The sequence below is a fragment of the Microlunatus sp. GCM10028923 genome (genome assembly GCF_042666975.1).
Classification (GTDB): Bacteria; Actinomycetota; Actinomycetes; order Propionibacteriales; family Propionibacteriaceae; genus Microlunatus.
Genome location: NZ_JBHTFF010000004.1, coordinates 325484 through 348939 on the forward strand (window position 1 = coordinate 325484; position 23456 = coordinate 348939).

Genomic DNA, 23456 nt, shown 5'->3' on the forward strand with positions numbered 1-23456 from the left:
CGAGAAGTTTCGGCCCCTCCGCTCAGGAGCCGGCCGGTACGGCCCGGCGGTGCCGGTGCGGCGTCGTGGTCAGCCAGATCGACTCCGCGGCGGCCAGGCCCAGGTCGAGCTGTTCCGGCCCGTCGGCGCCCGACTCGCGGGTGATCGACAGCGACCCGGCGAACCGGCGGCGTTCGTCGACCGTGACGTGCGTGTCGAGCACCAGCCGGCGGGTGTCCAGGTAGCGCAGCAGTTCGGCGTCGTCGTCCAGGATCCGCGCGATGTAGCCGCAGTGCCCCGGCTCGACCTCGGACAGCTGCTGCGCCTCCGGCCGTTCGATCCGGCCCTCCGCGTCCGGGATCGGGTCGCCGTGCGGGTCCCGTCCCGGGTGGCCGAGGTCGGCGTCGATCCGGTCGATGAACAACTGCGACACCGAGTGCTCGAGGTTCTCGGCCTCGTCGTGCACCTCGTCCCAGCCGTAGCCGAGCCGGACCACCAGATAGGTCTCCAGGAGCCGGTGCCGGCGCACCATCTGCACCGCGGCGGTACGGCCCTCGACGCTGAGCTGGATCGCGCCGTACGGCGTGTGGTCGATCAGCCCGAGCGAGGCGAGCTTCTTGATGTTGCCGGAGACGGTCGACGGGGAGACGCCCAGCCGTCCGGCCAGCGCGTTGGTGCTGACCGGGTCGTCGGACCACTCCTGACACTTCCAGATGAGTTTCAGGTAGTCCTGCGCCATCGGCGAGAGCTCGGCCACCGTCATCGTCGCAAGTCTAGTGGCGCTGCGTCGCCCGGCCGACGGTCGTTGGTACGGCGTACCGGACGAGAAAGTTTGGCGAGCCGAAAAATATAGTGCATGCTTGGTGAATGGTGAGCGCGAAGGAGCTGGTCCGCGGGCTGGTCGCCGTGCTCGCCACCGTGCTCGTGATCGTCGGCCTGACCGGCTTCGGCACCTCGGTCACCGATCCCGACGCCGTACTGCGGAGCAGCCTGGCCCTCCTCGGCGGCCTGCTCACCCTCGCCTGGCTGATCCGCCGCGAGCGCACCCACCGCACGCCGGCCCCGCGCCGCATCCCCGCCAGCCACCGCTGATCCTTCAACCGGCGTTACCAGCCGATCCTCCGACCCGCCTGGCTCCCGGGGTCAGGGGGTGAGGCGGGATTCGCCGAGGCGGAGGAAGAGATCGACGGCGACCTTGCTGCCTTCGATGCTCCAGTGGCTCAGCTGTCCGAGGGTCACGCCGGCCCAGTAGGCGCGCAGCAGGTCGGGTTCGATCAGGGTCTCGACGACGGTGTCCAGGCGTTCCCAGGCGGACGGGTCGACCCGACCGGGATAGACGAGGCTCCAGTAGAGGTCGATGTAGATCCGGACCAGCGCGAACCGGCGGTCGCCGCGCTCGACGCCCCAGTTCCAGTCGACGACGCCGGTGACCCGGCCGGATTCGTACAGGACGTTGCCGAGGGTCAGGTCGGGATGCAGGACGTCGTCGCCGTCGATCCGGAGCGGGGCGGACTCCCCCACCTCACGGATCCGGTCGAGCATCCGGCGGGCTCGCGGCCCGTGCTCGCGGAGCAGCGCGACCGCCCGCGGATCCCAGGACTCCTCCCGGATGCCCAGCTCCGGCACCGGGACGTCGGTCCGGTCGGCCAGCCCGCCCGCGAACCGCTCGTTGATCTCGACCATCGCGTCGATGGTCGCGGCGTCCAACCGCTCCGCCGGGTGGCCCGGCAGCCGCTCCTGGACGATCCCGACGACCCCGCCGCCGAGCTCAACGATCAGGTCGTGCCGCGGCACCGGCAGGCCGTCGGCACGTAGCCCGGCGAGCACCTCCGCGGTCTGCCGGACCCGCTCGAGGGAGGCCGGCGACCGGGTCAGCACGCCGGGCCGGCCGTCCGGCCAGCGCACGTACACCGCGCCGCCCGAGTCCCCGTGCTCGGCCCGGCCGACCAGGGTCAGGCCGGCACCGGTCCGCGCGTTGACCGCGGCCACCTGCCCGGCCGGGTCGAGACCACCGTCGCCGCGGGCCAACTGCCGCGCGACCTCGCCGTCCGGGTCGCTCATCGCCGCAGGCGGCCGCGGCTCATGCGTCTTCGTCGCCGAGGTCGTCCGGGACGACGTGGACGGCGGCTTCCTCCGCGCTGGCCCCGGCGCCGTCGATCCCGACGTCATCGCCGATCAGCGCCGACTCGTTGTCCTCGCCGATGCCGCCGTTCGGATCCACCAGCCGGCCGGCCCGGGAGCCGCCGACCTCGCCGTCGTCGAGATACTCGCCGCCGTCGTCGCTGTCCTCGGGCACCTCGATGTCGAGCCTCTCGTCGAGGGTCGAGTCCTCATCGAGATTCCGCCACCGCTCGGGCGGCGAATAGCCCTCGTCGAGTACGTCCTCGACGCCGCGGTCGTCGAGGGTGTCCTCGGGCTGGCGTTGATCCAGCTGCTCCGACTGGTCGGGCATTTCCTCGTCGTACGAACTCATGGGCACAGCCTGCCACGCAGGTCCGGGCTCGCCCACCGGTCGGACCAGACTCGCCGCCCGCAGATTTCCGGGTTAGGCTTTCCTCATAATGACAATGATTTTCAATATCGAAATGGGGACGTCATGAGGAAGGTACGCGCGACGCTGACCGCCGCCCTGGCCGCGACCCTGCTCGCGGTGGCCGGCTGTGCCACGCCGAGCGAGCCGGCCGCGCCGAGCGGGGCGGGCACCGAGCGGCCCGAGGTGACCGGGCCGCGGATCTCGGTCAGCTACAACGGCGGGATCCTGGTGCTGGACCGCGACACCCTGGAGCCGGTCGCCGACCTGAAGCTGCCCGGCTTCCTCCGGCTCAACCCGGCCGGTGATCGCCGGCACCTGCTCGTCTCGACCGCCGACGGGTTCCGGGTGCTGGACACCGGGGTCGAGGTCAAGGGCCACGGCGACCATGATCATTTCTTCGCCGGCGAGGCGGTGTTCACCGACACCACGTACCCGGCGCCGGAGCCCGGCCACGTGGTCCGGCACTCCGGCAAGGTGGCCCTGTTCAGCGACGGTGCCGGGACGGTTCGGGTGCTCGATCCGGCCAAGATCAACACCGCGCCCGGCGAACCGACCTGGACCGCGCCGTCGCCGCACCACGGGGTCGCGGTGCCGCTGTCCGACGGCGGCCTGTTCGTCAGCGTCGGCACCGAGGAGGGCCGGACCGGTGCGCAGGTGCTGGACTCCGCGCTGAAGGAGGTGGCGGCCAGCGACGACTGCCCGGACCTGCACGGCGAGGCGGCGACCGAGAGCGGCACCGTGCTGGCCGGCTGCTCGGACGGCGTACTGCTCTGGCGGGACGGGAAGTTCGTCAAGATCGACAGCCCGGACGAGTACGGCCGGATCGGCAACCAGGCCGGCTCACCGCGGTCCGACGTCGTACTCGGCGACTACAAGACCGACAAGGACGCCGAGCTCGAGGAGCCGACCCGGATCAGCCTGATCGACACCGAGACCGCCAAGCTCCGGCTGGTCGAGCTCGGCACCAGCTACACCTTCCGCTCGCTCGGCCGCGGCCCGAACGGTGAGGCGCTGGTGCTCGGCACCGACGGCCGGCTGCACGTGATCGACCCGGACACCGGCAAGATCACCAAGCAGATCAAGATCATCGAGCCGTGGCGGGAGCCGGTCGACTGGCAGGACCCGCGGCCGACGCTGCTGGTCGAGGACGAGACCGCCTGGGTCACCGACCCGGCCACCTCGACCGTGCACGTGATCTACCTGCCGGGGAACAAGGTGGTCGATTCGGTGGAGCTGCCGCAGGTGCCCAACGAGATCAGCGGGGTCGGCGAGGGTCACTGAGCCGGGCCAGTTCGCCCAGCGTGACGGGTACGGCGAAGGTCCGCTTCGCCATCGCCCGAAGGTCCTCGACGTCGTCGTGATCTTGGTCGCGGCCGCGGACCAGCCGGGCGACGTTCGGGCCGCAGATCCGGCCCTGGCACCAGCCCATGCCGCACCGGGTGAACAGCTTGAGCTGCCGGGCGGAACGGGCCGCGAGATCGCTCGTGGCCCGTTCCGCCTCGGCCAGGGTCACCTCTTCGCAGCGGCACAGCAGGGTGTCCGGCGGGCACCAGTCCGGCCAGCCGGCCGGCACCGGGTGGGCCCGGTGCATCGCCTCGGCGAACGCGCGCAGCCGGCCGATCCGGCGGATGATCTTGTCCTCGGTCGGCGACTCGCCGAGCAGACTCCGGGCCGCGAGTTCGCCCTCCAGCCTGGCCAGTGCCGCGCCGCCGACCCCGCACGCCTCGCCGGCGACGTAGACGTCCGGCTGGCTGGTCCGCTGCCCGGCGTCGACCTCGGTGATCAGCGAACCGTCGACCCCGAGCCCGGTCGCGGCGCCGACCATCATGATCAACTCGAGCGACGGGGTGAACCCCCAGCCGAGCGCGACGGTGTCCACCTCGAGCTCGGCGATCCCGGTCCGGACCCGGTTCCCGGCCCGGTCCAGCCGGTCCAGCCGGACCGAGCGGACCCGGTCGTCGGCGCGGATCTCGCCGACGATCGTCCTACTCCGGTACGGGATCCGCTGCCGGGCCAGCCCGGCCAGATAGCCGGCCCCTTCGAGGAGCTTGCCCGGCACGCGGGCGACGGCGGCCGCGGAGCGGACCCAGCGGCCCGGGTCGTTGGCCTCGCAGATTCCCACCACCGTCGCGCCGCCGCGGGCCAGGCCGACGGCCACCGGCAGCAGGAACGGCCCGGTCCCGGCGACGAGCACCCGGCGCCCGACCAGGGTCCGCTGCCCCTTGAGCAGCGCCTGCGCACCGCCCGCCGCGACCACCCCGGGCAGGTCCCAGCCCGGCAGCGGCAGTTGTCGATCATGGCCGCCCGGGCAGAGCAACAGCCGCTCCGCGATCACCGACTCCCCTTCGGGTCCGTCGTCCGCCGTGGGCGGGCCGCCGGGAGCGGTCGGCCGGAGCTCCAGGCGCCGCTCGCCGGGGGCGCCGGTGATCAGGTAGACCTCGCGACCGGGCCGGTAGTCGATCAGGCCCGCCTTCCGATGGGCCGCCAGGTCGCGCAACAGCCGGCGGAGCGCGGACCGGTCGTGCTGGCCCCGGGTTCCGGCCGCCTCGGTGTGCCGCCAGAACTGGCCGCCCGGGCGCGGCGCGGCATCGACGAGGGCGGTCCGCAGCCCGGCCGCGGCGAGCCGGACCGCGCCGGTCAGCCCGGCCGGGCCGGCCCCGACGACGACCGCGGCGAACCGTTCCGGGCCGGTCACGACGCTCCCTCGTCGTCACGGTCGGTGTCGATGATCATGCCGTTGCCGGCCGGGATCAGGCAGGCGCGGACCGGTGGCCCGCCGTCGATCCGGACCAGGCAGTCGAAGCAGGCCCCGATGCCACAGAACAGCCCGCGCGGCCGGCCGTACCGCCTGGTCCGCCGCCAGGACACGATGTCCGCCGCGATCAGCGCGGCGGCGACGGTCTGGTCCGGCCGGGCCGGGACGTCCGTGCCGTCGACCTTGATCAGGTACGGCCGCTCACTCATGATCAACTCCGGCCTCGAACCGCTCGGGCGCGAACGGCGCCGGGTCCACCCCCGGCGGCTCGCCGGTGATCACCTGGGTCAGCAGGGCACCGGTCGCCACCGACAGGCCGATCCCGGCACCCTCGTGGCCGCAGCCGTGCAACAACCCGGGTGCCCGCGGATCGGCGCCGATCACCGGCAGATGGTCCGGGCAGTAGGGCCGGAACCCGTGGTAGTGCCGCAGCACCCGCACCCCGGCCAGCACCGGGAACAGCTCGATCGCCTGCCGGGCCAGCAGCCCCAGCACCTCGGGCCTGACCTCATGATCGAAGCCGACCCGCTCCCGCGACGACCCGATCAGCACGGTCCCGCTCGGCGTGCCCTCGATCACCGGGGAGGTCTGCAGCATCGCGTCGGAGCTGGCCACGTTGTCCACGTAGTCGGCGCTGTAGACCTTGTGCCGGATCAGCCTGCCGACCGGCTCGGTGACCAGGATGAACCCGCGCCTCGGCAACACCGGCAGCGTCACCCCGGCCAGTCCGGCGACCTCGCCGGCCCAGGTGCCGGCCGCGTTGATCACCCGGCCGGCCGGAATCGTCCCGCCGTCGGCCGTACGGACGCCGACCACGTCGTCGCCGGACCGGAGGAACCCGGTCACCTCCGCCGCGCGCAGCTCGGCACCGCGGTCCCGGGCCAGCCGGAGCAACTGGGCCGCGGCCAGCATCGGCTGCACCTGGGCGTCCTCGGGATAGAACGCTCCCCCGGCCGGCCCGGTCGCCAGCTCGGGCTCGTAGTCGGGCAGGTCGTCCGGACCAAGATCATCGGCGATCACGCCGGCGGCGCGCTGGGCGTCGGCCAGCCGGCGCAGCCCGGCCAGCGCCGGCGCGGTGGCCGCGACCACCACCCCGCCCTTGGCCTCGAACTCCCACCGGGCCGCGTGTTCGGCGAGGTCCTGCCGCCACAGCCGCTGGGCGTACTGGGCCAGCGCCAGCTCCGGACCGGGCTCCTTGTCCGACACCAGCAGGTTGCCCTCGCCGGCGCTCGACGTACCGCCGGCCACCCCGGCCCGGTCCAGGACGACCGTACGCAACCCGGCCAGGGCGGCGAAGTACGCGCACGAGGCGCCGACCACGCCGGCACCGATGATCACCAGATCGGGATGCCGCATCGTGATCATGCCTCGGGCTGGGCGGCCCACAGGCCGCGGACGTGCCCGATGTGGCGGCGCAGGTACGCCTCCGCGTCCTCACCCCGGCCCGCCTCGACCAGGTCCATGATCACCAGATGCTCCTCGGCCGACTCGACCAGCCGGCCGGACTCCAGCAGCGGGGTCAGTCCGAGCAGCCGGGTCTTGGCCCGGAGGTCGGCGACGACATCAAGCAGCAGCCGGTTGCCGGCGTGTTCCAGCAGGGTCAGGTGGAAGTCGAGATCGCAGGACACGTAGTCGATCAGGTCCCCCGCCCGCGCCGCGTCGACGATCTTCCCGGCCTGCTCGCGGAGCCGCTCGATCCCGGCGGCGTCGATCGTGCCCGCCACCAGCCGTACCATCGGCGGCTCGATCAGCGTCCGCAGCTGGGCCACGTCATCGAGGTCGGACTCGGACACCTCGGTGACCCGGAAGCCCTTGTTGGGAAGGGAGATCACCAGACCCTCCCGGACCAGGTCGAGCATCGCCTCCCGGACCGGGGTCGGCGAGACGCCGAAGGTCTCCCCCAGCGTCGGCGCCGAATAGACCCGGCCCGGCTCCATCTCACCGGAGATGATCGCCGACCGGATCGCCCGCTTCACCGAGTCCCGGAGATTCTCCCGCTTGAGCGGCCGCAACGCCTGCGTCACAACAGGAATCCCGCCGGGAACGGATCGGTCGGGTCGAGGTGGTACTGCGCCGTGCCGGTGACCCAGGCCCGGCCCGTGATCGTCGGCACCACCGCGGGCCGGCCGCCGACCGTCGCCGTGTCGATCAGCCGGCCGACGAACCGGGTGCCGATGAACGACTCGTTGACGAAGTCGGTGTCCAGCGCCAGTTCGCCCCGGGCGTGCAGCTGGGCCATCCGGGCGCTGGTCCCGGTGCCGCACGGCGACCGGTCGAACCAGCCCGGGTGGATCGCCATCGCGTGCCGGGAGTGCCGGGCGTCCGAGCCCGGCGCGGCCAGATAGACGTGGTGGCAGCCGGCGATGTCGGACCGTTCGGGATGGACCGGCCGGTCGGCCTCGTTGATCGCGTCCATGATCGCCAGCCCGGCCTTGATCAACTCGGCACCGGCCGCGCGGTCGTACGGAAGCCCGAGCCGGTCCAGCTCGACGATGGCGTAGAAGTTCCCGCCGAAGGCCAGGTCGTAGCCGACGGGACCGTACCCCGGGACCTCGACGGTCCGGTCCAGCGCGTGCGCGAAGGAGTCGACGTTGCGCAGCGTCACCGCGGTCGCGGCGCCGTCTCGTACCGCGACCTCGGCCCGGACCAGCCCGGCCGGCGTGTCCAGATTGATCACCGTGACCGGCTCGACGACCTCGACCATGCCGGTCTCGACCAGCACCGTGGCCACCCCGATCGTCCCGTGCCCGCACATCGGCAGCAGCCCGGACACCTCGATGAACAGCACCCCGTAGTCGGCGTCCGGCCGGGTCGGGGGCTGCAGGATCGCACCGCTCATCGCGGCGTGGCCGCGCGGCTCGTACATCAACAGGGTGCGGACGTGATCTTGGTTCTCGGCGAACCACTGCCGCCGCTCGGCCATCGTCGCACCGGGGATCACGCCGACCCCGCCGGTGATCACCCGGGTCGGCATGCCCTCCGTGTGCGAGTCGACCGCGTGGAAGACGCGCTTCGAACGCATCAGCGCCAGCCCTGGGCCAGCGCCCGTTCCACCTCGCCGGTGATCTCGGCCGCCGACTCCGACGGCAGCGACAGCCGCGGCGGCCGGCAGGCCCCACCCTTGCGGCCGGCGACGTCCATCATGAGCTTGATCGCCTGGACGAACTCGGTGGTCGCGTCCCAGCGCAGCAGCGCGTGCAGGGCGCGGTAGATCGGCAGCGCCTCGGCAAGATCAGCGGGGTCGGCCGAGGTGGCCAGCCGGTAGAGCTCGACGCTGATCGCCGGCAGCGCGTTGGGCAGCCCCGCGATCCAGCCGACCGCGCCCGCGATGCCGAGCTCGAGCAGCACGTCGTCGGTGCCGATGATCACGTCCAGGCCGGGCGCGAGTTCGGCGATCCGGTAGGCCCGGCGCACGTCGCCGGTGAACTCCTTCACGCCGACGATCAGGCCCTCGCCGAACAGCCGGGCCAGCAGCGGCGGCGTCAGGTCGACCTTGGTGTCGTACGGGTTGTTGTAGGCGACGATCGGCAAGCCGGCCTTGGCCACCTCGCGGTAGTGCTCCACCACGGTCGTCTCGTCGGCCCGGTACGTATTCGGCGGCAGCAGCAGCACCGATTGCGCCCCCGCCTCTGCGGCGTGCTCGGCCCAGCGCCGGGACTGCAGCGCACCGTACGCGCCGACGCCCGGCATCACCGAGAACCCGTCCGGCGCGGCCTCGATCGCCGTCCGGACGACCAGCGCCCGCTCCTCGTCGGTCAGCGTCTGGTACTCCCCGAGCGACCCGTTCGGGCAGATCCCGTCGCACCCGTTCTCGGCCAGGAATCTCACGTGCTCCGCGTACGCGTCGACGTCGATCGTCAGGTCGTCCTGGAACGGCAGCGCCGCCGCCACCTGAACTCCACGCCAAGGCTTGCTCTGCTCCACCATGAACCGCAGTGTAATGTCACACGGCACCGGAAGATAGAGGCCGGCCGAACCGAAGCACGCCACGCGCTCCGGTAGCGGGAAGGACGGCTACCGCCCGGCGGCGTAGCCCTGGGCACCGCGCGGGTTGGCGCCGGCCTTCAGCCAGCCACCGTCCCGGGCTACGGCGGAGATCCGGCCGAGGGACCAGCCGTCGCCGACCTCGACCAGGTGCTCGCGTCGCCGCAGCTCCTCGATCACCGGCTCCCCGAAACGATCTTCGATCAGCAGGTGCCGCGGGTGGATGTCGCGCGGATAGAACGAGTTCGGTACGGCCAGCGTGTGGAAGTCGGGAGCGTCGATCGCCTGCTGCAGGTTCATCCCGCGGTGGATCACGTCGAGCAGGAAGTGCAGCGACCACTGATCTTGGAAATCACCACCGGGCGTGCCGAAGGCGAGCCAGGGTTCGCCGTCCCGGAAGGCGAACGACGGCGTGAGCGTGGTGCGCGGCCGGGCGCCCGGCCGGAGCGAGTTCGGCAGCCCGTCCTGCAGCCAGAACATCTGCCCCCGGGTGCCCAGGCAGAAGCCGAGGCCGGGGATCACCGGGGACGACTGCAGCCAGCCGCCGCTCGGCGTCGCGGAGATCATCATCCCGTTCGCGTCGACGACGTCGAGGTGGCAGGTGTCGCCGCGCAGGGTCGGTTCGCCCGACCCGGCGCCCGGATCCGGTTCATGATCACCGGGGTAGCGCGGCAACGTCGGCTCGCGTCCTCCCGGGCTGCCGGGGCGCAGGTCGGGTGAGGACGTGTCGCCGAGCAGCGTCGCGCGCTGCTTCGCGTACTCGGGGCTGAGCAGGTCGTCCAGCGGAACGTCGGTGAAGTCGGGATCGCCGTACCAGGCTTCGCGGTCGGCGTAGGCCAGCTTGCTCGCCTCGGTGATCAGGTGCACCCAGTCGGCCGAGCCCGGCTCGACCGCGTCGATCCCGGCGGCCTGCAGCAAGGCCAGCTGCTGCAGCAGCACCGGGCCCTGGCCCCACGGCCCGGTCTTGGCGACCCGGTAGCGGCCGTAGTCGATCACGACCGGGTCCTCGACCGGCGGCTGCCAGCGCGCCAGGTCGGCCCCGGTGAGCAGGCCGCGGTGGCGTTCGCCGCTGGTGTCCAGGACCTCGGCGGTACGGCAGAACGCGTCGATCGCCTCGGCGACGAAGCCGGAGTACCAGGCGTCGTGCGCGGCCTGGATCCGCTGATCGCGACTGCCACCGGCCTGCTCGGACGCGCGGGCGACCCGGGCGTACGTCTCGGCCAGGACCGGGTTCCGGAACCGGCTCCCGGCCGCCGGCGGCGCACCGTCGGGCAGCCAGATTTCGGCCGAGCTCGGCCAGGCGGTACGGAACAGGTCGGCCACCCCGGCCACCGTCGCCTCGACCCGGGACAGCACCGGACTTCCCTTGCGGGCCAGGGTGATCGCCGGTTCCAGGACGTCCGCCACGGACCAGGTGCCCCACTGCCGGAGCAGCCGCAGCCAGGCGCCGAACGAGCCGGGCACGGTCGCCGGCAGCAGTCCCGTACCGGGCATCAGGTCCAGGCCCTGACCGGTGATCGCCCCGATCGTCGCGGCTTCCGGCGCCACGCCCTGGCCGCTGATCACCTTGAGTTCCTGCTCGCTCTCGGACCAGACCAGGATCGGCACCTCACCACCGGGGCCGTTCAGGTGCGGTTCGACGATCTGCAGCACGAAGCCGGCCGCGACGGCGGCGTCGGCCGCGTTGCCGCCGCGCTCCAGGACGCTCATCCCCGCGGCGGAGGCGAGCCAATGGGTGCTCGCCACCATGCCGAAGTCGCCGATCAGTTCCGGGCGGGTGGTCATCATGGCGGTGCTCCTCGGCGATCCGGAGTTGATCATGATCGTGCGGTCGGATCGCTTCACGCTACTACGCTGGGAGGATGGAGAGCAGTCGCCGGTTCGGTCTGCGGACCGACCATGCCGTGATCGCCGAGTCCGACCTCACCGTGGTCAACGGGATGATCTTCGACGGAATCGCCGAGGAGCCCTACCGAGGCGGGGTACGGATCGAGGCGGGCCGGATCGTCGAGGCCGGCCCGGACGTGACCGGGTCCGGCCGGGTGATCGATGCCGGCGGCGGGACGGTGCTGCCGGGCTTGATCGACGCCCACCTGCACGCGTTCGCCATCGACCTGACCGGCGCACTGGCCGACCGGATCCCGGGCAGCTACCTCGGCGTCAAGGCCGCCCGGCGGCTGACCGCGGCGCTGGCCCGCGGGTTCACCACCGTGCGCGACGTCGCCGGCGGCGACCCGGCGTTCGCCCGGGCCGGCGTCGAGGGCCTCTACTGGTCACCGCGCTACCTCTACACCGGCGCGGCGCTGAGCCAGACCGGCGGGCACGGCGACAGCCGTGGCGCCGACAGCGTCGAGTGTTCGCACGGTCACCAGATGTGCGAGGTGGTGGACGGGGCGGACCAGATCCGGCGCACCGTCCGCGACCGGTTCCGGCGCGGCGCGCACGCGATCAAGCTGATGACCTCGGGCGGCGTGGTCTCGCCCGCCGATCCGCTGCGGGTGCCGCAGTACTCGACCGAGGAGGTGCGGGCCGCCACCGAGGAGGCCGCCCGGCGCGGATCGTACGTCGCCGTCCACGCCTATTCACCGGAGGCGATCATCCACTCGGTCCTGGCCGGCTGCCGCAGCATCGAACACGGCAACCTGCTCGACACCGAGGCCGCGGCGATCATGGCCGAGCACGGCGCCTACCTGGTGCCGACCCTGGCTGCCTACCGCGCCAACGAGGACCGCGGCCCCGCGGTCGGGATGCCGGAGTTCGCCCAGCGGAAGAACCGGGAGGTGCTCGACGCCGGCCGCGACTCGATCCCGATCGCCCGGGCCGCCGGGGTGCCGATCGGCTTCGGCTCCGATCTGATGGGCGACCTGCAGGATGATCAACTGAACGGGCTGCGACTGCAGGCCGAGATCGACGGCTGGCCCAACACGCTGCGCTCGGCCACCTCCGTCAACGCCGACCTGATCCAGCGCGATGATCTTGGTCGGATCCGGACCGGCTGCGTCGGCGACCTGCTGGTGCTGTCCGGCGACGTGTTCACCGATCCCGAGGTGCTGTGTGACCCGGACCGGCCGCGCACGGTGATCAGGTCCGGGACCGTCTGCTTCGAGGGTTGATCAACGAGGCCCTTCGACGGGCTCAGGGTTCGGTGGCGGCGAGATCGTTCGGGAGCAGTCCGAAGATCAGACTGTCCCGCCGGCCGCCCTTGAACGGCTGATGCGACCGGAGCAGACCCTCCTGCCGGAACCCGCTGCGCAGCGCCACCCGCTGCGAACCGGGATTGTCCGGTCCGCAGGTCAGCTCGAGCCGGGCCAGGCCCAGCTCGGCAAACGCCCAGCCGGCCAGCAATCGGACCGCACGGGTCGCGGCGCCGCGGCCCCGGGCCGCGCCCAGCAGCCAGTAGCCGACGCTGCCTCGCCCGGTGCCGCCGTCGAGGTCGCTCAGCGACACCTCGCCGAGCACCTCGGTGTCGTCGTGGGCGGCGACGATCGCAAAGTAGATCGCGGAGCCCGTCTTGCGCTGCCGGTCCAGCGTGGCGATCCTGCGGATGATCTTGTCCCGGTCGAGCGGTGGCACGTCCGAGTGCCGTACGAACAGCGGGTCGGTGAGCCCGGCGAGTTGATCATCGGCGTCCGCGTCCCGCCAGGCACGCAGCCGGACCACGTCATCGGCGAGCTCCGGGAACTCCAGGGTGGGCACTGGCCCAGCCTACGAGCGTGGTGTCGCCTCGGGGCGTCGCAGCAGGAACGCCCGGACCAGATGGGCGGCAATCACCCAGATCACGCCGATGCCGATGAGGAGGCAGGCGAGCGAGGAGGTCAGCCACAGATACAAGGGAAAAAATCTGGGGACGATCATCATACTAGTGCGGGCGTACGCCGATTGCTCGCGTGTCCAGGTGAAGGCGAGCACCGCGAAGATCACCGTGCACAGCAACCCGAGACCACCGATCACCTCACCCGCGACGATCCAGCCGAACAACGGCTTCTTTCGCGCATCCGCGAAGTAGCTCTCCATCACGTCCCCGGTCCCCCTTCCTCGAAAGACCCCCGGCACAGCGTGACACACACGCTGTCCGGATCGCAGACCTCGTTCTGTCCGCAACGCCGCCACAGGCTATAAAGTAAGCCTGACCTAACCGAGGGGGACTCTCGTGGCTCGACCGATCCGGTCCGTGCTGGCCTGCCTGGCCGCTCTGCTCGTACTCGCCGGCGCCGCCTGCGCCTCCACGCCGCCGCCCGTTGCCGAGACCCAGCAGGGCTGGAGCTTCGTCGACGATCGCGGCCAGACCGTCACCGCGCCCGAGGTGCCCAAGCGGATCGTCGCGTACACCAGTTCGGCCGGCGCGCTGTGGGACCTCGGCATCAAGGCGGTCGGGACGTTCGGGCCGCTGTCCCCGGTCGACGGCAAGCCCAATCCGCAATCCGGCAACGTGGATCCGGCGGCGGTGACGAACCTCGGCGAGGAGTACGGTCAGGCCGACATCGAGAAGCTCGCCACGCTGGCGCCGGACCTGATCGTCTACGGCACCTGGTCGCCCGAGGCCGAGTTGACCGACGAAGAGAAGAAGATGGCCGAGATCGCGCCGATGGTCAAGATCAACCACGGCAAGGGCGCGACGCTGGACCGGACGATCGCCCGGTACGCGGAGCTGGCCGCCTCGCTCGGCGTCGATCTCGGTTCGCCGGAGATCACCAAGGACAAGGCCGACTTCGAAGCCGCGTCCAACCGGCTCCGGGACTGGGCGACGAGCAAGCCGGACGTCCGGATCGCCGCGGTCGCCCTGGATCCGCAGATGATGTACATCGCCGTACCGAAGGACAACGCCGATCTCGCGTACTACGCGAGCCTGGGGCTCGGCCTGGTGGCGCCGGAGAACCCCAACAACGGTGAGTTCTGGGAGTACCTGAGCTGGGAGAACGCCGACAAGTACGCCCTCGACGTGATCATGTGGGACACCCGGTCGCAGGCGGCCAAACCGGACCAGATCACCAAGGACAAGCCGTCGTTCGCCAAGCTGCCGTCGGTCGAGGCGGGCCAGCTGGTGCGTTGGGACTACGTGTCGCCGCCGAGCTACAAGCTGCAGTCGGTGATCTTGAATACGCTGGCCGACGAGCTGGCGCCGACCGGCAAGTTGACCCGGGAGCCGAAGGGCTGCTGCGGCCGGCCGGGTTCCTGATCACGCCGTCGCGTAGTAGCGCTTCAGGAAGCTGATCTTGAACTCGGCGTAGCTGCCGTCGGCGATGCTGGTCCGGATCCGGTCCACCAGCGACACGATGAAGCGTTCGTTGTGGATCGTGCACAGGGTCGACGCCAGCATCTCCCCCGCCTTGAACAGGTGGTGCAGATAGGCCCGGGTGTAGTGCGCGCAGGTGTAGCAGTCGCACTCGTCGTCGATCGGCGCGAACGCCCGCCGGTTCCGCGCGGTGTTGACGTTGAACCGGCCGTCGTAGGAGTAGACGGCCGCGTTGCGGGCCACCCGGGACGGGTTCACGCAGTCGAACGTGTCGGCGCCGTTCTCGATCGCGACGAAGAAGTCGTCCGGCTCGGCGATCCCGAGCAGGTGCCGCGGCTTGTCCTCGGGCAGCTCGTCGGTCACCCAGCCGACGATCTCGCCGAGCCGCTCCTTCTCCAGCGCGCCGCCGATGCCGTACCCGTCGAAACCATGATCGTTTCCGGCCTGGTCCGGTCGCCGCAGGGCGGCAAGATCACGAGCCGCCTGGCGCCGCAGGTCCTCGTACTGGGCGCCCTGGACGACCCCGAACAACGCCTGGTACGGATGGTCCGCACGCTCGGCGGTCAGCCGGAGATGCTCGACCAGGCAACGTTCCGCCCAGCGCTGGGTCCGGTCCACCGACCGTTCCTGGTACTCCCTCGTGTTCATCAACGTGGTCAGCTCGTCGAACGCGAAGATGATGTCGGCGCCCAGCTGGTGCTGGATCCCCATCGACACCTCGGGGGTGAACCGGTGCCGGGAGCCGTTCAGGTGCGACGTGAACGTCACCCCGTCCTCGTCGACGTGGGCCAGCCGGGTCTTGCCCGCGGCGATCACGTCGTCGTCGCCCAGCCCGGCGGTGTCCATCGCCAGCACCTTCTTGAACCCGACGCCCAGGCTCATCACCTGGAAGCCGCCGCTGTCGGTGAACGTCGGCCCGGGCCAGTTCATGAACCGGCCCAGTCCGCCGGCCGCGTCGATGATGTCCGGGCCCGGCTGCAGATAGAGGTGGTACGCATTCGCCAGCAGGGCCTGCGCGCCCAGCTCGGCCATCGACTCGGGCAGCACCGCCTTCACGGTGGCCTTGGTGCCGACGGCGATGAACGCCGGCGTCTGGATCGTCCCGTGCGGGGTGGTGATCACGCCGGTCCGGCCGCGGGTCCCCGACAGCTCGGACGTGATCTCAAAATCGAATCCGGTCATCGCAACCTCAGTCCGGCCAGGGCGACGACGCCCGCCGTCGAGGCCCGCAGGACGTTCTCGCCGAGCAGCACCGGCCGGGCGCCGGCCGCCGCGAACGTCTCCAGTTCGTCCGGCGCGATCCCGCCCTCCGGTCCGACGATGATCATCACCCGGCCCGTCGCCGGCAGGGCCACCTCGGCCAGCGGCGTCATCGCTTCCTCGTGCAGCACCAGCGTCAGGGCCGATTCCTTGATCAACTCGACCAACCCGGCGGTGGACACGGGTTCGGTCACCTCGGGCACGGTCAGGCGGCGGGACTGCTTCGCCGCCTCGCTCGCCGTACCCGCCCAGCGGGACCGCGCCTTCACCGCACGCTCGGCGGACCAGCGGACCACGGCCCGGGCGGCCTGCCAGGGCACGATCTCGTCGATCCCGGCCTCGGTCAGCAGTTCGACGGCCAGTTCGGAGCGGTCCCCCTTGGCCGGCGCCTGGGCGGCGACGTAGTGCAGCGGGCCCGGAGTCCGTACCGGAAGGGCCTCGGTGACCTCGACCTGGAGTCCCTGCTTGTTCGCCGCGACCACCACCCCGGCGACGGCGCGGCCACGCCCGTCGCCGAGCCGGACCGTCTCGCCGCTCCGGATCCGGCGGACCACCGCCGCGTGGTGGCCCTCCGGCCCGGTCAGCGCGAGCAGGGTGCCGGACGGCGGCAGCGGGTCGGCGAGATCCTCCAACCAGAAGATCGGATCGGTCACTGACCGACGAAGGCGTCGCGGATCCGGCCGAAGACGCCCTTGCTGTGCCGCTGCACGGTGACCTCGGGCCGCGATTCGTTGCGGGCCTCGGCCAGCTGGCGCAGCAACTCACGTTGGCTGTCGTCGAGCTTGCTCGGGGTCTGCACCAGCAGCGTGACGCCGAGTTCGCCGCGGCCGTTGCCGCGGAGCCGCGGCGCGCCCTTGCCCTCGACCGTGATCCGGGTGCCGGACTGGGTCCCGGCCGGTACCGAGATGGCGACCTTGGTGTCGGCCGGGTCCGCGTCGGGCAGGTCGGCCTCGAGCGTCGTCACCTCGACCTCGGTGCCCAGCGCGGCCGCCGTCATCGGGATCTTCAGGACCACCTCGAGGTCGTCGTTGACCCGCTTGAAGACTTCGTGCGGCTGCACGTTGAGCGCCACGTACAGGTCGCCGGCCGGGCCGCCGCCGGGGCCGACCTCGCCCTGCGAGGACAGCTTGACCCGGATCCCGGTGTCGACGCCGGGCGGCACCTTCACCTCGATCGTGCGGCTGTGCCGGACCCGGCCCTCGCCGTTGCACTCGACGCAGGGGTTCGGGATGACCGTGCCGTAGCCGCGGCAGGTCGGGCACGGCTGGGTGGTCCGGATGTCGCCGAGGAAGGACCGCTGCACATGGGTGACGTCGCCCTGACCGTGACAGGTCGAGCAGCGCACCGGCTGGGAGCCCTCCGAGGCGCCGCTGCCGTTGCACCGCGGACACAGCACGGCGGTGTCGACGCGGACCGGTTTGGTGGCGCCGAACGCCGCCTCGGCCAGGTCGAGGTCGAGCCGCACCACGGCGTCCTGGCCGCGCCGTACCCGGGACCGCGGGCCGCGCGACTGCTGGCCGCCGAACATCGCGTCGACCAGGTTGGTGAAGTCGAAGCCCTGCGCGCCGCCGTTGAAGCCGCCGAACCCGTTGAAGCCGCCCATCCCGCCGCCGAGCGGGTCGCCGCCGCGGTCGTACAGATCGCGCTTCTGCTCGTCCCGCAGCACTTCGTACGCCTCGGCGACCTTCTTGAACCGGTCGGAGGCGTCCGGCTCCTGCGCCACATCGGGATGCAGCTTGCGGGCCAGTTGCCGGTAGGCCTTCTTGATCTGATCGGGGGTGGCGTCGCGGGGGACGCCGAGGATCTCGTAGTAATCCTCAGTCATCTTGGGCACTGCCGTCCCTTCAAGGCATCAGTCTGCAACGGAATCGGAGTCATCCTTCGGAGAGAAAACGGCCGACATAACGGGCCACGGCACGCACCGAAGCCATCGTCGAGGGATAGTCCATTCGGGTCGGGCCGACGATCCCGAGCGCGGCCCAGGGATCGTCCGTTCCACCGTACCCGGAAGAGACCACCGACGTGGTCCGCAGTTCCTTGTACGGATTCTCCTGCCCGATCCGGACCGTGACGGCGTCGGCCGTGGTCGCCTCGCCGAGCAGCTTGAGCAGCACCACCTGCTCCTCCAGCGCCTCCAGCACCGGCTTCACCGTCGTCTCGAAGTCGTCCCCGAAACGGGTCAGGTTCGGCACCCCGCCGACGACCAGGCGGGTGCTCGTCTCCGTACCCAGCATTTCGAGCAGGGCCGCGATCGCCGACGGCGCGATCGGGTCCAGCTCGGCCGGCAATCGCCCGGCCAGTTCGCTCAGCCGGGTCGCGGCGGTCGCGGTGGGCTGGCCGTCGGCGGCCGCGTTGAGGTGCGCGCGCAGGTCGGCCAGGGTGTCCTCGTCGTACGCGGGGACCTCGAAGGAGCGCTGCTCGACGCGGCCGGTCGAGGTGATCAGGATCAGCAGGATCCGGCCCGGATTCAGCGACACCGCCTCGATGTGCCGGACGGTGGCGCTGCTCATCGTCGGGTACTGCACGATCGCGACCTGCTGGGTCACCTGGGCCAGCAGCCGCACGGTGCGCAAGATCACATCGTCGAGGTCGAGCGCGCCGGACAGGAAGGTGTGGATGGCGCGCCGCTCGGCCACCGACAGCGGCTTGACCGTGCCCAGCCGGTCGACGAACAGCCGGTAGCCCTTGTCGGTCGGGATCCGGCCGGCGCTGGTGTGCGGCTGGGTGATGTAGCCCTCTTCCTCCAGCGAGGCCATGTCGTTGCGGACCGTCGCCGGCGAGACCCGCAGGTTGTGCCGTTCCACCAGGGCCTTCGAACCGACCGGCTCCTGGCTGGAGACGTAGTCGGTCACGATCGCACGCAACACGTCGAGCTTGCGGTCGTCCATCACGCCTCCTTCGCTGCTGGCCGCAGTTTGGCACTCACGGCTGGGGAGTGCCAGTCTAGCCCGGTGAGCGTGGCTGAGCCGGACGGCACGAGCGGGGTTGGGACGATCGGGATCGGGACCTGGCGGGAGTTCGCGCCGCGGATCTGGATCGCGGTGGCCGAGCCGGAGAGCGCGAATCTCGGCCTGATCGCCGGCGACGACGGCTGTCTGCTGGTCGACTGCGGCAGCAACGCCGAGCACGGCCGGCTGATCCGGGAGTCGATCGCCGCGGTGACCTCGGTGCCGCTGACCACCGTCGTGGTCACCCACGCGCACTACGACCACGCGCATGGCCTCGCCGCCTTCGCGGACGTGACGACGATCGCCCACGAATCGGTCAGCGACGCGCTGCCGGCCGGCGTGCCGGCGGCGAGCCGCGAGCTGGCCGTCGCCGCCGGGATCGACCTGGGCGGGCGCCGGGTCGAGATCGCCCACCTGGGTCGTGGGCACACGGCCGGCGACCTGCTGGTCGTCGTGCCGGACGCCGAACTCGTCTTCGCCGGCGACCTGATCGAGTCCGCCGCGCCGCCGTCCTGGGGCTCGGACAGCTTTCCGCACGAGTGGCCGGCCACCCTGGACGGCCTGGTCGGGCTGATGACCGAGACCAGCCGGGCCGTGCCGGGGCACGGCGAGCCGGTCGACCGCGCGTACGTGTTCGAGCAGCGCGGCCGGGTCGCCGCGGTGGCCGGGGAGCTGCAGCGGCTGGCCTCGTCGGGCGTGCCGCAGGCGGAGGCGCTGGAACGTGGCGAGTGGGCCTACCCGAAAGAGCAGGTCGCGGGCGGGATCGCGCCGGGCTATGCGCAGCTCGCTGCCGAGCATCCGGAGATCGGGCGGCGTCAGCTGCCGCTGGCCTGAGTCAGCCGTCGAGCAGACGGGCCGGGACGATCTCGACCGGGTACGGGCTGGACAGCCGCAGCGGCTCCTCGCCCTTGGCCTCGCCGGCGAGTTCGTACCGTCCGTCGGTGAGTTCCCAGGCCATGATCGACGGGACCGCCGGGTCGATCACCCAGTAGGACGGGCAGCCGGCCGCCTCGTACCGCGAACGCTTGAGGCCGAGGTCGATGTGCCGGGTGCTCGGGCTGAGGATCTCCACCGCCAGCAGCGGAGCCTTCGGCAGGTCACGAGCCGAGAAGTCCGACCGGCGGGCGACCAGGAGGTCCGGCTGGAGCACGGTCTTCTCCGAGATCGCGACGTCGAACGGTGCATAGAGAACCTGATACTCCGTCGGACACGCCATCCTCAGTACGAGATAGAGCGCCCCGGACGTGCTCTGGTGCCCGAAATTCGGCGCCGGGGTCACGATCAGCGTCCCGTCGATGAGTTCGTAGCGGTGGCCGTCATCGGGCATCGCCGCCAGATCGTCCCGCGTCAGAGCGCGCCCGTAGGGCAGTCCGATCGGGGTCGCCGGCGCCGTCATAGCTGTCATGCTAGGCCTCCCGTCTCCACAGTTCCATGGCCGGAAACTACGGCCGACCGCTGACAGTCCGGGCTCAGCCGGTGATCCGGCCGACCTGGTCGACCAGCCAGTCGATCCCGCCCAGCCGCCCGAGCGCGTCCCGGGCGACCAGGAAGCCCACGATGGCGACGATCCAGGAGGTGGCGCCGGCGGCGTTCTTGGTCAGCCAGCCGTTGATCTTCTGCAGCAGCGGCTCGACCTGCCGGTGCGCGACCACCCGGAGCACCAGGAAGATCAGGGCCGGCAGAATCATGATCACGCAGTAGCCGGCGATGGACAGACCCCGGCCGGCAAGATCAAGTCCGGACGTCGTGATCAGACCGATCGCGCCGAGGTACGGCAGCATGCTGGCGGCCTCGATCGCGGCGGCGCCGAGCGCAAGGCCCATCAGGGCAGGGATCGAGCCGCCACCGGAGGCGTCGCCCATCGCCCGCTGCCGCCACCGCGCGATCTTGCCCGGCTCGCCGTCCCCGCGGTTGGCCCGGCGCTTCGGATCGAGCGCGAAGCTGAGCAGGATCAGCCCGACACCGAGCAACAGCTGGACGACCGAGGCGGTCTGGGTGGCCAGCGCGGCCTGGATCTGGTCCATGAACGCGTACGCGCCGAACGAGATGATCATGCCCAGCGCGAAGTAGAACCCGGTCACCGTGCCGAGATAGATCAACATCCGGCCCACCCGCGGCCGTTCGGAGCCGAGCAGCAGCCAGATCGGGATCAGCAGGGTGCCGAAGCTGGTGGAGTCGATCAGTGCGAGCACGGCGAGGGAACCGGCGAGCCAGAGCGTCATGATCATCAGCCTGCCCGCCCGCGGCCTACCCGACATCGCCCGAAGGAGGTCACTTGCCGCGTCGGCGGATACATCCTTCGGGTGATGGGGATCCGGGCGGCCCTGTGCTGAGATGGGTGCGTGACAGGGACGGTGGCCGCGATGCGGCGCGCGCTGGAGCGGTGGATGTCGCCGGACGGCGACCCCCGCTGGACGCCGCTCGTCCTGTGGCTGGCCGGACTCGGCTTGATCGGCGTCGGCCTGTCCAACGTCTGGACCTCGGTCGGCTGGGTGAAGATCGATCCGTGGTGGCACGCCGTCCCGCTCACCGTCGGCTGCCTGGCCATCGCCGTCAGCCGTCGCCATCCCATGATCGCCTTGTCCGTCGGTACGGTCACCATGCTGGCCGACTTCGCCATCGGCGGCAGCCTCGGCGTCCTGCTGGTGATCTTCGACCTGCTGTTCACGGCCTTCCGGTACGGCCGTCCGCGCGCGCGGCGGGTGATCAGCGTCCTGGTCGCACTGACGATCTTCGGGGTCGGCATCCTGTTCTGGTCGCTGATGGAACTGCGGACCGGGATCGCCATCGCCCTGCAGCTGACCCTGTTCTTCGTCGTTCCGCTGTGGTGGGCCAGGGACCTGCGGATGAAGGAGGAACTGGCCCGCCTCGCGGCCGAACGGGTCGAACTGGAACGGCAGCGGGCCGACGACCTGATCCGGGTCGGCGAACTGGACCGGCAGCGCGCGGTGCAGGCGGAGCGGGCGGCGATGGCCCGCGACCTGCACGACGTGATCGCCTCTCACCTCTCGGCCACCGCCCTGCAGGCGGGTGCGGCGCTCGCCCGGCCCGCCGACGCCGACGGCGACCGCAAGGCCCTGGAGTCGGTCCGCGAGTCGAGTCTGGCCGGGCTGGCCGAGATGCGGTCCATGATCATGCTGCTGCGCAACGAGCTCGATCCGGACAGTGAGCCGGTCGCGGCGCCGCCGCGGCTGGACCGGGTCTCGGAACTGGTCAAGCAGGCCCAGGACAACGGGCTGCGGATCCGGTTCGGCGGCGACGCGGCGACGGTGCCGGCGGCGGTCGACCAGACCGCGTACCGGATCATCGCCGAGGCCCTGGTGAACGCCGCGAAGCACGCCCCCGGCTCCACGGTCGAGCTGACCATCGACGGCGCGGACCCGCTGGTGGTACGGGTCGAGAACACCGCCGGCTCGGGCGCGGCGATCCATCCCGCGCTGTCCGCCGGGCACGGTCTGGACGCCCTGCGTGACCGGACCGCCGCCCTGGGTGGCAGGCTGTCCGCCGGGCCGACCGATCACGGCACCTGGCTGATCGAGGCCATCATCCCCGGAGGCGACCGTGTCCGATCATGATCATCAGAGCAGTGATCAACGAGGTGGGCCGATCCGGGTCGTCGTCGCCGATGATCATGGTGCGATCCGGACCGGGCTCGGCCTGATCCTGGCCGGTGCCGGTGACATCGAGGTGGTCGGCGAGGCCGCCGACGGCGACGCCGCGGTCCGGCAGGCGCGGGCGTACCGGCCGGACGTGATCTTGATGGACATCCGGATGCCCGGCACCGACGGCATCGCCGCGACCCGGGCGATCGTGTCCGAGCGGCTGGCCCAGGTGATGGTGCTGACGACGTTCGATCTGGACGAGTACGTGTTCGGCGCGCTGCGAGCCGGCGCCGCCGGCTTCCTGCTCAAGTCGGTCGAACCGGCGGCGCTGATCGACGCGGTCCGCCGGGTCGCCGCCGGCGACGGCATCCTGGCCCCCGAGGTGACCCGCCGGATCCTGACCGAGTTCACCCGGGCCCGGCCGGCCGAGGTGGCCGAGGAGGTGCCCGGGCTGGCCGAGCTCACCGACCGGGAACGGGAGGTGCTCGCCGCCCTCGGCCGCGGCCTGTCCAACGCCCAGCTCGCCGGCGAGCTGGTGATCTCCGAGGCGACCGCGAAGACGCACGTCTCCCGGGTCCTGGCCAAGCTCAACCTGGCCTCGCGGACCCAGGCCGCGATCGTCGCCCGCTCCGCCGGCCTGGTCTCGCCCTAGCCCTAGGCCGTGTAGTCCGGGTCGTCCGGCGCGGGCACGGCGACGATCGGGCGCAGCGAGTGGCCGAGGCAGTAGTGGCTCACCGAACCGCTGATCAGCCGTTCGATCCCGGTGTGCTCCCGGGTGCCGATCACCAGCAGCTGGGACCGCCGGGATTCCTTGATCAAAGTCTTGCCGGGCGAGCCGCCGACGAAGTCGAGCCGCCAGTCGGGCTCCGGTTTCAGGGCCTCGAAGGACTGCCGGACGACGTCCTTGACCCGGGCCTCCACATCCTCCGGGGTGGGCGATTCGCCGAGGTAGCCGGCCGCGTCGTAGCTGGACACCCAGGCCATCGGATCGGGCACCTGGCCCAGCACATGCACCGCGCGCACCCGTAGTCCGGCGGCCCGTGCGTAGCGCGCGGCCCAGGCGAGCGCGGCCCGGGCCGAGGGCGAGTCGTCGAAGCCGACCACGACCTCGGGCTCGCATGGTGTCCTCGTCGACTCCATGATCACTCCTCTCGGATGCCTT

Annotated in this window: 26 protein-coding genes; 7 read left to right on the forward strand and 19 right to left on the reverse strand. The window is 71.5% G+C overall.

The features are described from left to right. Positions 1 to 22: 22 nt before the first annotated feature. Entirely contained in the window at positions 23 to 742 is a 720-nt protein-coding gene (locus ACFQU4_RS11725) for a metal-dependent transcriptional regulator (RefSeq protein WP_377491433.1), read from the reverse strand. Between the two features lie 104 nt (positions 743 to 846). On the opposite strand from ACFQU4_RS11725, the gene ACFQU4_RS11730 reads away from it, so the two are divergent. After that, on the forward strand, positions 847 to 1071 hold the full coding sequence (locus ACFQU4_RS11730; RefSeq protein WP_377491436.1) for a hypothetical protein: 225 nt from the start codon (positions 847 to 849) through the stop codon (positions 1069 to 1071). A gap of 51 nt (positions 1072 to 1122) precedes the next feature. On the opposite strand, the gene ACFQU4_RS11735 is transcribed toward ACFQU4_RS11730, so the two are convergent. Beyond that, positions 1123 to 2040 (reverse strand): phosphotransferase, encoded by a 918-nt coding sequence (locus ACFQU4_RS11735; RefSeq protein ID WP_377491439.1) that lies wholly within the window; start codon positions 2038 to 2040, stop codon positions 1123 to 1125. Between the two features lie 19 nt (positions 2041 to 2059). After that, complete coding sequence (locus ACFQU4_RS11740; protein WP_377491442.1) at positions 2060 to 2452, reverse strand: DUF5709 domain-containing protein; 393 nt, start codon at positions 2450 to 2452, stop codon at positions 2060 to 2062. Between the two features lie 123 nt (positions 2453 to 2575). On the opposite strand from ACFQU4_RS11740, the gene aztD reads away from it, so the two are divergent. Next, positions 2576 to 3793 carry a zinc metallochaperone AztD gene (gene aztD, locus ACFQU4_RS11745; RefSeq protein ID WP_377491445.1) on the forward strand — a complete coding sequence of 406 codons (1218 nt, stop codon included), beginning with the start codon at positions 2576 to 2578 and terminating at the stop codon, positions 3791 to 3793. On the opposite strand, the gene ACFQU4_RS11750 is transcribed toward aztD, so the two are convergent. From ACFQU4_RS11750 to ACFQU4_RS11780, 7 genes are all read right to left on the reverse strand, one after another. After that, positions 3768 to 5207 (reverse strand): FAD-dependent oxidoreductase, encoded by a 1440-nt coding sequence (locus tag ACFQU4_RS11750; protein ID WP_377491448.1) that lies wholly within the window; start codon positions 5205 to 5207, stop codon positions 3768 to 3770. The genes aztD and ACFQU4_RS11750 overlap by 26 nt on opposite strands. After that, positions 5204 to 5476, reverse strand: a complete 273-nt coding sequence (locus ACFQU4_RS11755; protein ID WP_377491451.1) for a (2Fe-2S)-binding protein — start codon at positions 5474 to 5476, stop codon at positions 5204 to 5206. The genes ACFQU4_RS11750 and ACFQU4_RS11755 overlap by 4 nt, the downstream gene beginning before the upstream one ends. Then, positions 5469 to 6623: an NAD(P)/FAD-dependent oxidoreductase gene (locus ACFQU4_RS11760; RefSeq protein WP_377491454.1), complete on the reverse strand. Its 1155-nt coding sequence runs from the start codon at positions 6621 to 6623 to the stop codon at positions 5469 to 5471. The genes ACFQU4_RS11755 and ACFQU4_RS11760 overlap by 8 nt, the downstream gene beginning before the upstream one ends. 5 nt (positions 6624 to 6628) lie before the next feature. After that, positions 6629 to 7291, reverse strand: a complete 663-nt coding sequence (locus tag ACFQU4_RS11765; RefSeq protein WP_377491457.1) for a GntR family transcriptional regulator — start codon at positions 7289 to 7291, stop codon at positions 6629 to 6631. Further along, positions 7288 to 8289, reverse strand: coding sequence for a proline racemase family protein (locus tag ACFQU4_RS11770; protein ID WP_377491460.1), 1002 nt, complete (start codon positions 8287 to 8289; stop codon positions 7288 to 7290). Before ACFQU4_RS11770 ends, ACFQU4_RS11765 begins: the two co-directional genes overlap by 4 nt. Beyond that, a complete protein-coding gene (locus tag ACFQU4_RS11775; RefSeq protein WP_377491462.1) occupies positions 8289 to 9194 on the reverse strand; it encodes a dihydrodipicolinate synthase family protein in 906 nt (301 codons plus the stop codon). Before ACFQU4_RS11775 ends, ACFQU4_RS11770 begins: the two co-directional genes overlap by 1 nt. An 87-nt stretch (positions 9195 to 9281) precedes the next feature. Then, positions 9282 to 11096 (reverse strand): gamma-glutamyltransferase family protein, encoded by a 1815-nt coding sequence (locus ACFQU4_RS11780; RefSeq protein ID WP_377491465.1) that lies wholly within the window; start codon positions 11094 to 11096, stop codon positions 9282 to 9284. Positions 11097 to 11113: 17 nt separating this feature from the next. On the opposite strand from ACFQU4_RS11780, the gene ACFQU4_RS11785 reads away from it, so the two are divergent. Continuing rightward, positions 11114 to 12364 (forward strand): amidohydrolase family protein, encoded by a 1251-nt coding sequence (locus ACFQU4_RS11785; protein WP_377491468.1) that lies wholly within the window; start codon positions 11114 to 11116, stop codon positions 12362 to 12364. A gap of 22 nt (positions 12365 to 12386) precedes the next feature. Here ACFQU4_RS11785 and ACFQU4_RS11790 read toward each other — a convergent pair whose 3' ends face one another. Both ACFQU4_RS11790 and ACFQU4_RS11795 read right to left on the reverse strand, forming a co-directional pair. Beyond that, complete coding sequence (locus tag ACFQU4_RS11790) at positions 12387 to 12947, reverse strand: GNAT family N-acetyltransferase (RefSeq protein WP_377491471.1); 561 nt, start codon at positions 12945 to 12947, stop codon at positions 12387 to 12389. 9 nt (positions 12948 to 12956) lie between these two features. Continuing rightward, positions 12957 to 13268: a hypothetical protein gene (locus ACFQU4_RS11795; RefSeq protein WP_377491474.1), complete on the reverse strand. Its 312-nt coding sequence runs from the start codon at positions 13266 to 13268 to the stop codon at positions 12957 to 12959. 133 nt (positions 13269 to 13401) lie between these two features. Here ACFQU4_RS11795 and ACFQU4_RS11800 point away from each other — a divergent pair, with 133 nt between their 5' ends. After that, positions 13402 to 14427: an ABC transporter substrate-binding protein gene (locus ACFQU4_RS11800; RefSeq protein ID WP_377491478.1), complete on the forward strand. Its 1026-nt coding sequence runs from the start codon at positions 13402 to 13404 to the stop codon at positions 14425 to 14427. Here ACFQU4_RS11800 and tgt read toward each other — a convergent pair whose 3' ends face one another. Genes tgt through hrcA form a run of 4 tightly spaced genes read right to left on the reverse strand, consistent with a single transcriptional unit; the run spans position 14428 to position 18635 of the window. Next, entirely contained in the window at positions 14428 to 15666 is a 1239-nt protein-coding gene (gene tgt / locus ACFQU4_RS11805) for a tRNA guanosine(34) transglycosylase Tgt (protein WP_377491481.1), read from the reverse strand. It abuts the gene before it with no gap. Beyond that, the gene (locus tag ACFQU4_RS11810) at positions 15663 to 16397 is read right to left on the reverse strand and encodes a 16S rRNA (uracil(1498)-N(3))-methyltransferase (RefSeq protein WP_377491484.1); all 735 of its coding nucleotides are present in this window, start codon (positions 16395 to 16397) and stop codon (positions 15663 to 15665) included. Before ACFQU4_RS11810 ends, tgt begins: the two co-directional genes overlap by 4 nt. Then, the gene (dnaJ, locus tag ACFQU4_RS11815; protein ID WP_377491487.1) at positions 16394 to 17569 is read right to left on the reverse strand and encodes a molecular chaperone DnaJ; all 1176 of its coding nucleotides are present in this window, start codon (positions 17567 to 17569) and stop codon (positions 16394 to 16396) included. The genes ACFQU4_RS11810 and dnaJ overlap by 4 nt, the downstream gene beginning before the upstream one ends. Before the next feature lie 49 nt (positions 17570 to 17618). Continuing rightward, positions 17619 to 18635 carry a heat-inducible transcriptional repressor HrcA gene (hrcA, locus tag ACFQU4_RS11820; RefSeq protein WP_377491490.1) on the reverse strand — a complete coding sequence of 339 codons (1017 nt, stop codon included), beginning with the start codon at positions 18633 to 18635 and terminating at the stop codon, positions 17619 to 17621. A gap of 60 nt (positions 18636 to 18695) precedes the next feature. Between hrcA and ACFQU4_RS11825 the strand changes: the two genes are divergently transcribed. Beyond that, a complete protein-coding gene (locus ACFQU4_RS11825; protein ID WP_377491493.1) occupies positions 18696 to 19526 on the forward strand; it encodes an MBL fold metallo-hydrolase in 831 nt (276 codons plus the stop codon). Position 19527: 1 nt separating this feature from the next. Here ACFQU4_RS11825 and ACFQU4_RS11830 read toward each other — a convergent pair whose 3' ends face one another. Next, entirely contained in the window at positions 19528 to 20088 is a 561-nt protein-coding gene (locus ACFQU4_RS11830; RefSeq protein ID WP_377491496.1) for a Uma2 family endonuclease, read from the reverse strand. 73 nt (positions 20089 to 20161) lie between these two features. After that, positions 20162 to 20920 (reverse strand): GAP family protein, encoded by a 759-nt coding sequence (locus ACFQU4_RS11835; RefSeq protein WP_377491499.1) that lies wholly within the window; start codon positions 20918 to 20920, stop codon positions 20162 to 20164. Between the two features lie 114 nt (positions 20921 to 21034). Between ACFQU4_RS11835 and ACFQU4_RS11840 the strand changes: the two genes are divergently transcribed. Next, positions 21035 to 22267, forward strand: a complete 1233-nt coding sequence (locus ACFQU4_RS11840) for a sensor histidine kinase (protein WP_377491502.1) — start codon at positions 21035 to 21037, stop codon at positions 22265 to 22267. After that, on the forward strand, positions 22254 to 22946 hold the full coding sequence (locus ACFQU4_RS11845) for a response regulator (RefSeq protein WP_377491505.1): 693 nt from the start codon (positions 22254 to 22256) through the stop codon (positions 22944 to 22946). Before ACFQU4_RS11840 ends, ACFQU4_RS11845 begins: the two co-directional genes overlap by 14 nt. A 2-nt stretch (positions 22947 to 22948) precedes the next feature. On the opposite strand, the gene ACFQU4_RS11850 is transcribed toward ACFQU4_RS11845, so the two are convergent. Then, complete coding sequence (locus ACFQU4_RS11850; protein WP_377491508.1) at positions 22949 to 23434, reverse strand: universal stress protein; 486 nt, start codon at positions 23432 to 23434, stop codon at positions 22949 to 22951. Positions 23435 to 23456: the final 22 nt, after the last annotated feature.

Coding starts and splice junctions, on each gene's coding strand:
- ACFQU4_RS11775 (WP_377491462.1), bottom strand. CDS start 9,194: ATGGTGGAGCAGAGCAAGCCTTGGCGTGGAGTTCAGGTGGCGGCGGCG.
- ACFQU4_RS11830 (WP_377491496.1), bottom strand. CDS start 20,088: ATGACGGCGCCGGCGACCCCGATCGGACTGCCCTACGGGCGCGCTCTG.
- aztD (WP_377491445.1), top strand. CDS start 2,576: ATGAGGAAGGTACGCGCGACGCTGACCGCCGCCCTGGCCGCGACCCTG.
- ACFQU4_RS11740 (WP_377491442.1), bottom strand. CDS start 2,452: ATGAGTTCGTACGACGAGGAAATGCCCGACCAGTCGGAGCAGCTGGAT.
- ACFQU4_RS11850 (WP_377491508.1), bottom strand. CDS start 23,434: ATGGAGTCGACGAGGACACCATGCGAGCCCGAGGTCGTGGTCGGCTTC.
- ACFQU4_RS11785 (WP_377491468.1), top strand. CDS start 11,114: ATGGAGAGCAGTCGCCGGTTCGGTCTGCGGACCGACCATGCCGTGATC.
- tgt (WP_377491481.1), bottom strand. CDS start 15,666: ATGACCGGATTCGATTTTGAGATCACGTCCGAGCTGTCGGGGACCCGC.
- ACFQU4_RS11835 (WP_377491499.1), bottom strand. CDS start 20,920: ATGATCATGACGCTCTGGCTCGCCGGTTCCCTCGCCGTGCTCGCACTG.
- ACFQU4_RS11730 (WP_377491436.1), top strand. CDS start 847: ATGGTGAGCGCGAAGGAGCTGGTCCGCGGGCTGGTCGCCGTGCTCGCC.
- ACFQU4_RS11760 (WP_377491454.1), bottom strand. CDS start 6,623: ATGCGGCATCCCGATCTGGTGATCATCGGTGCCGGCGTGGTCGGCGCC.
- ACFQU4_RS11735 (WP_377491439.1), bottom strand. CDS start 2,040: ATGAGCGACCCGGACGGCGAGGTCGCGCGGCAGTTGGCCCGCGGCGAC.
- ACFQU4_RS11770 (WP_377491460.1), bottom strand. CDS start 8,289: ATGCGTTCGAAGCGCGTCTTCCACGCGGTCGACTCGCACACGGAGGGC.
- dnaJ (WP_377491487.1), bottom strand. CDS start 17,569: ATGACTGAGGATTACTACGAGATCCTCGGCGTCCCCCGCGACGCCACC.
- ACFQU4_RS11755 (WP_377491451.1), bottom strand. CDS start 5,476: ATGAGTGAGCGGCCGTACCTGATCAAGGTCGACGGCACGGACGTCCCG.
- ACFQU4_RS11725 (WP_377491433.1), bottom strand. CDS start 742: ATGACGGTGGCCGAGCTCTCGCCGATGGCGCAGGACTACCTGAAACTC.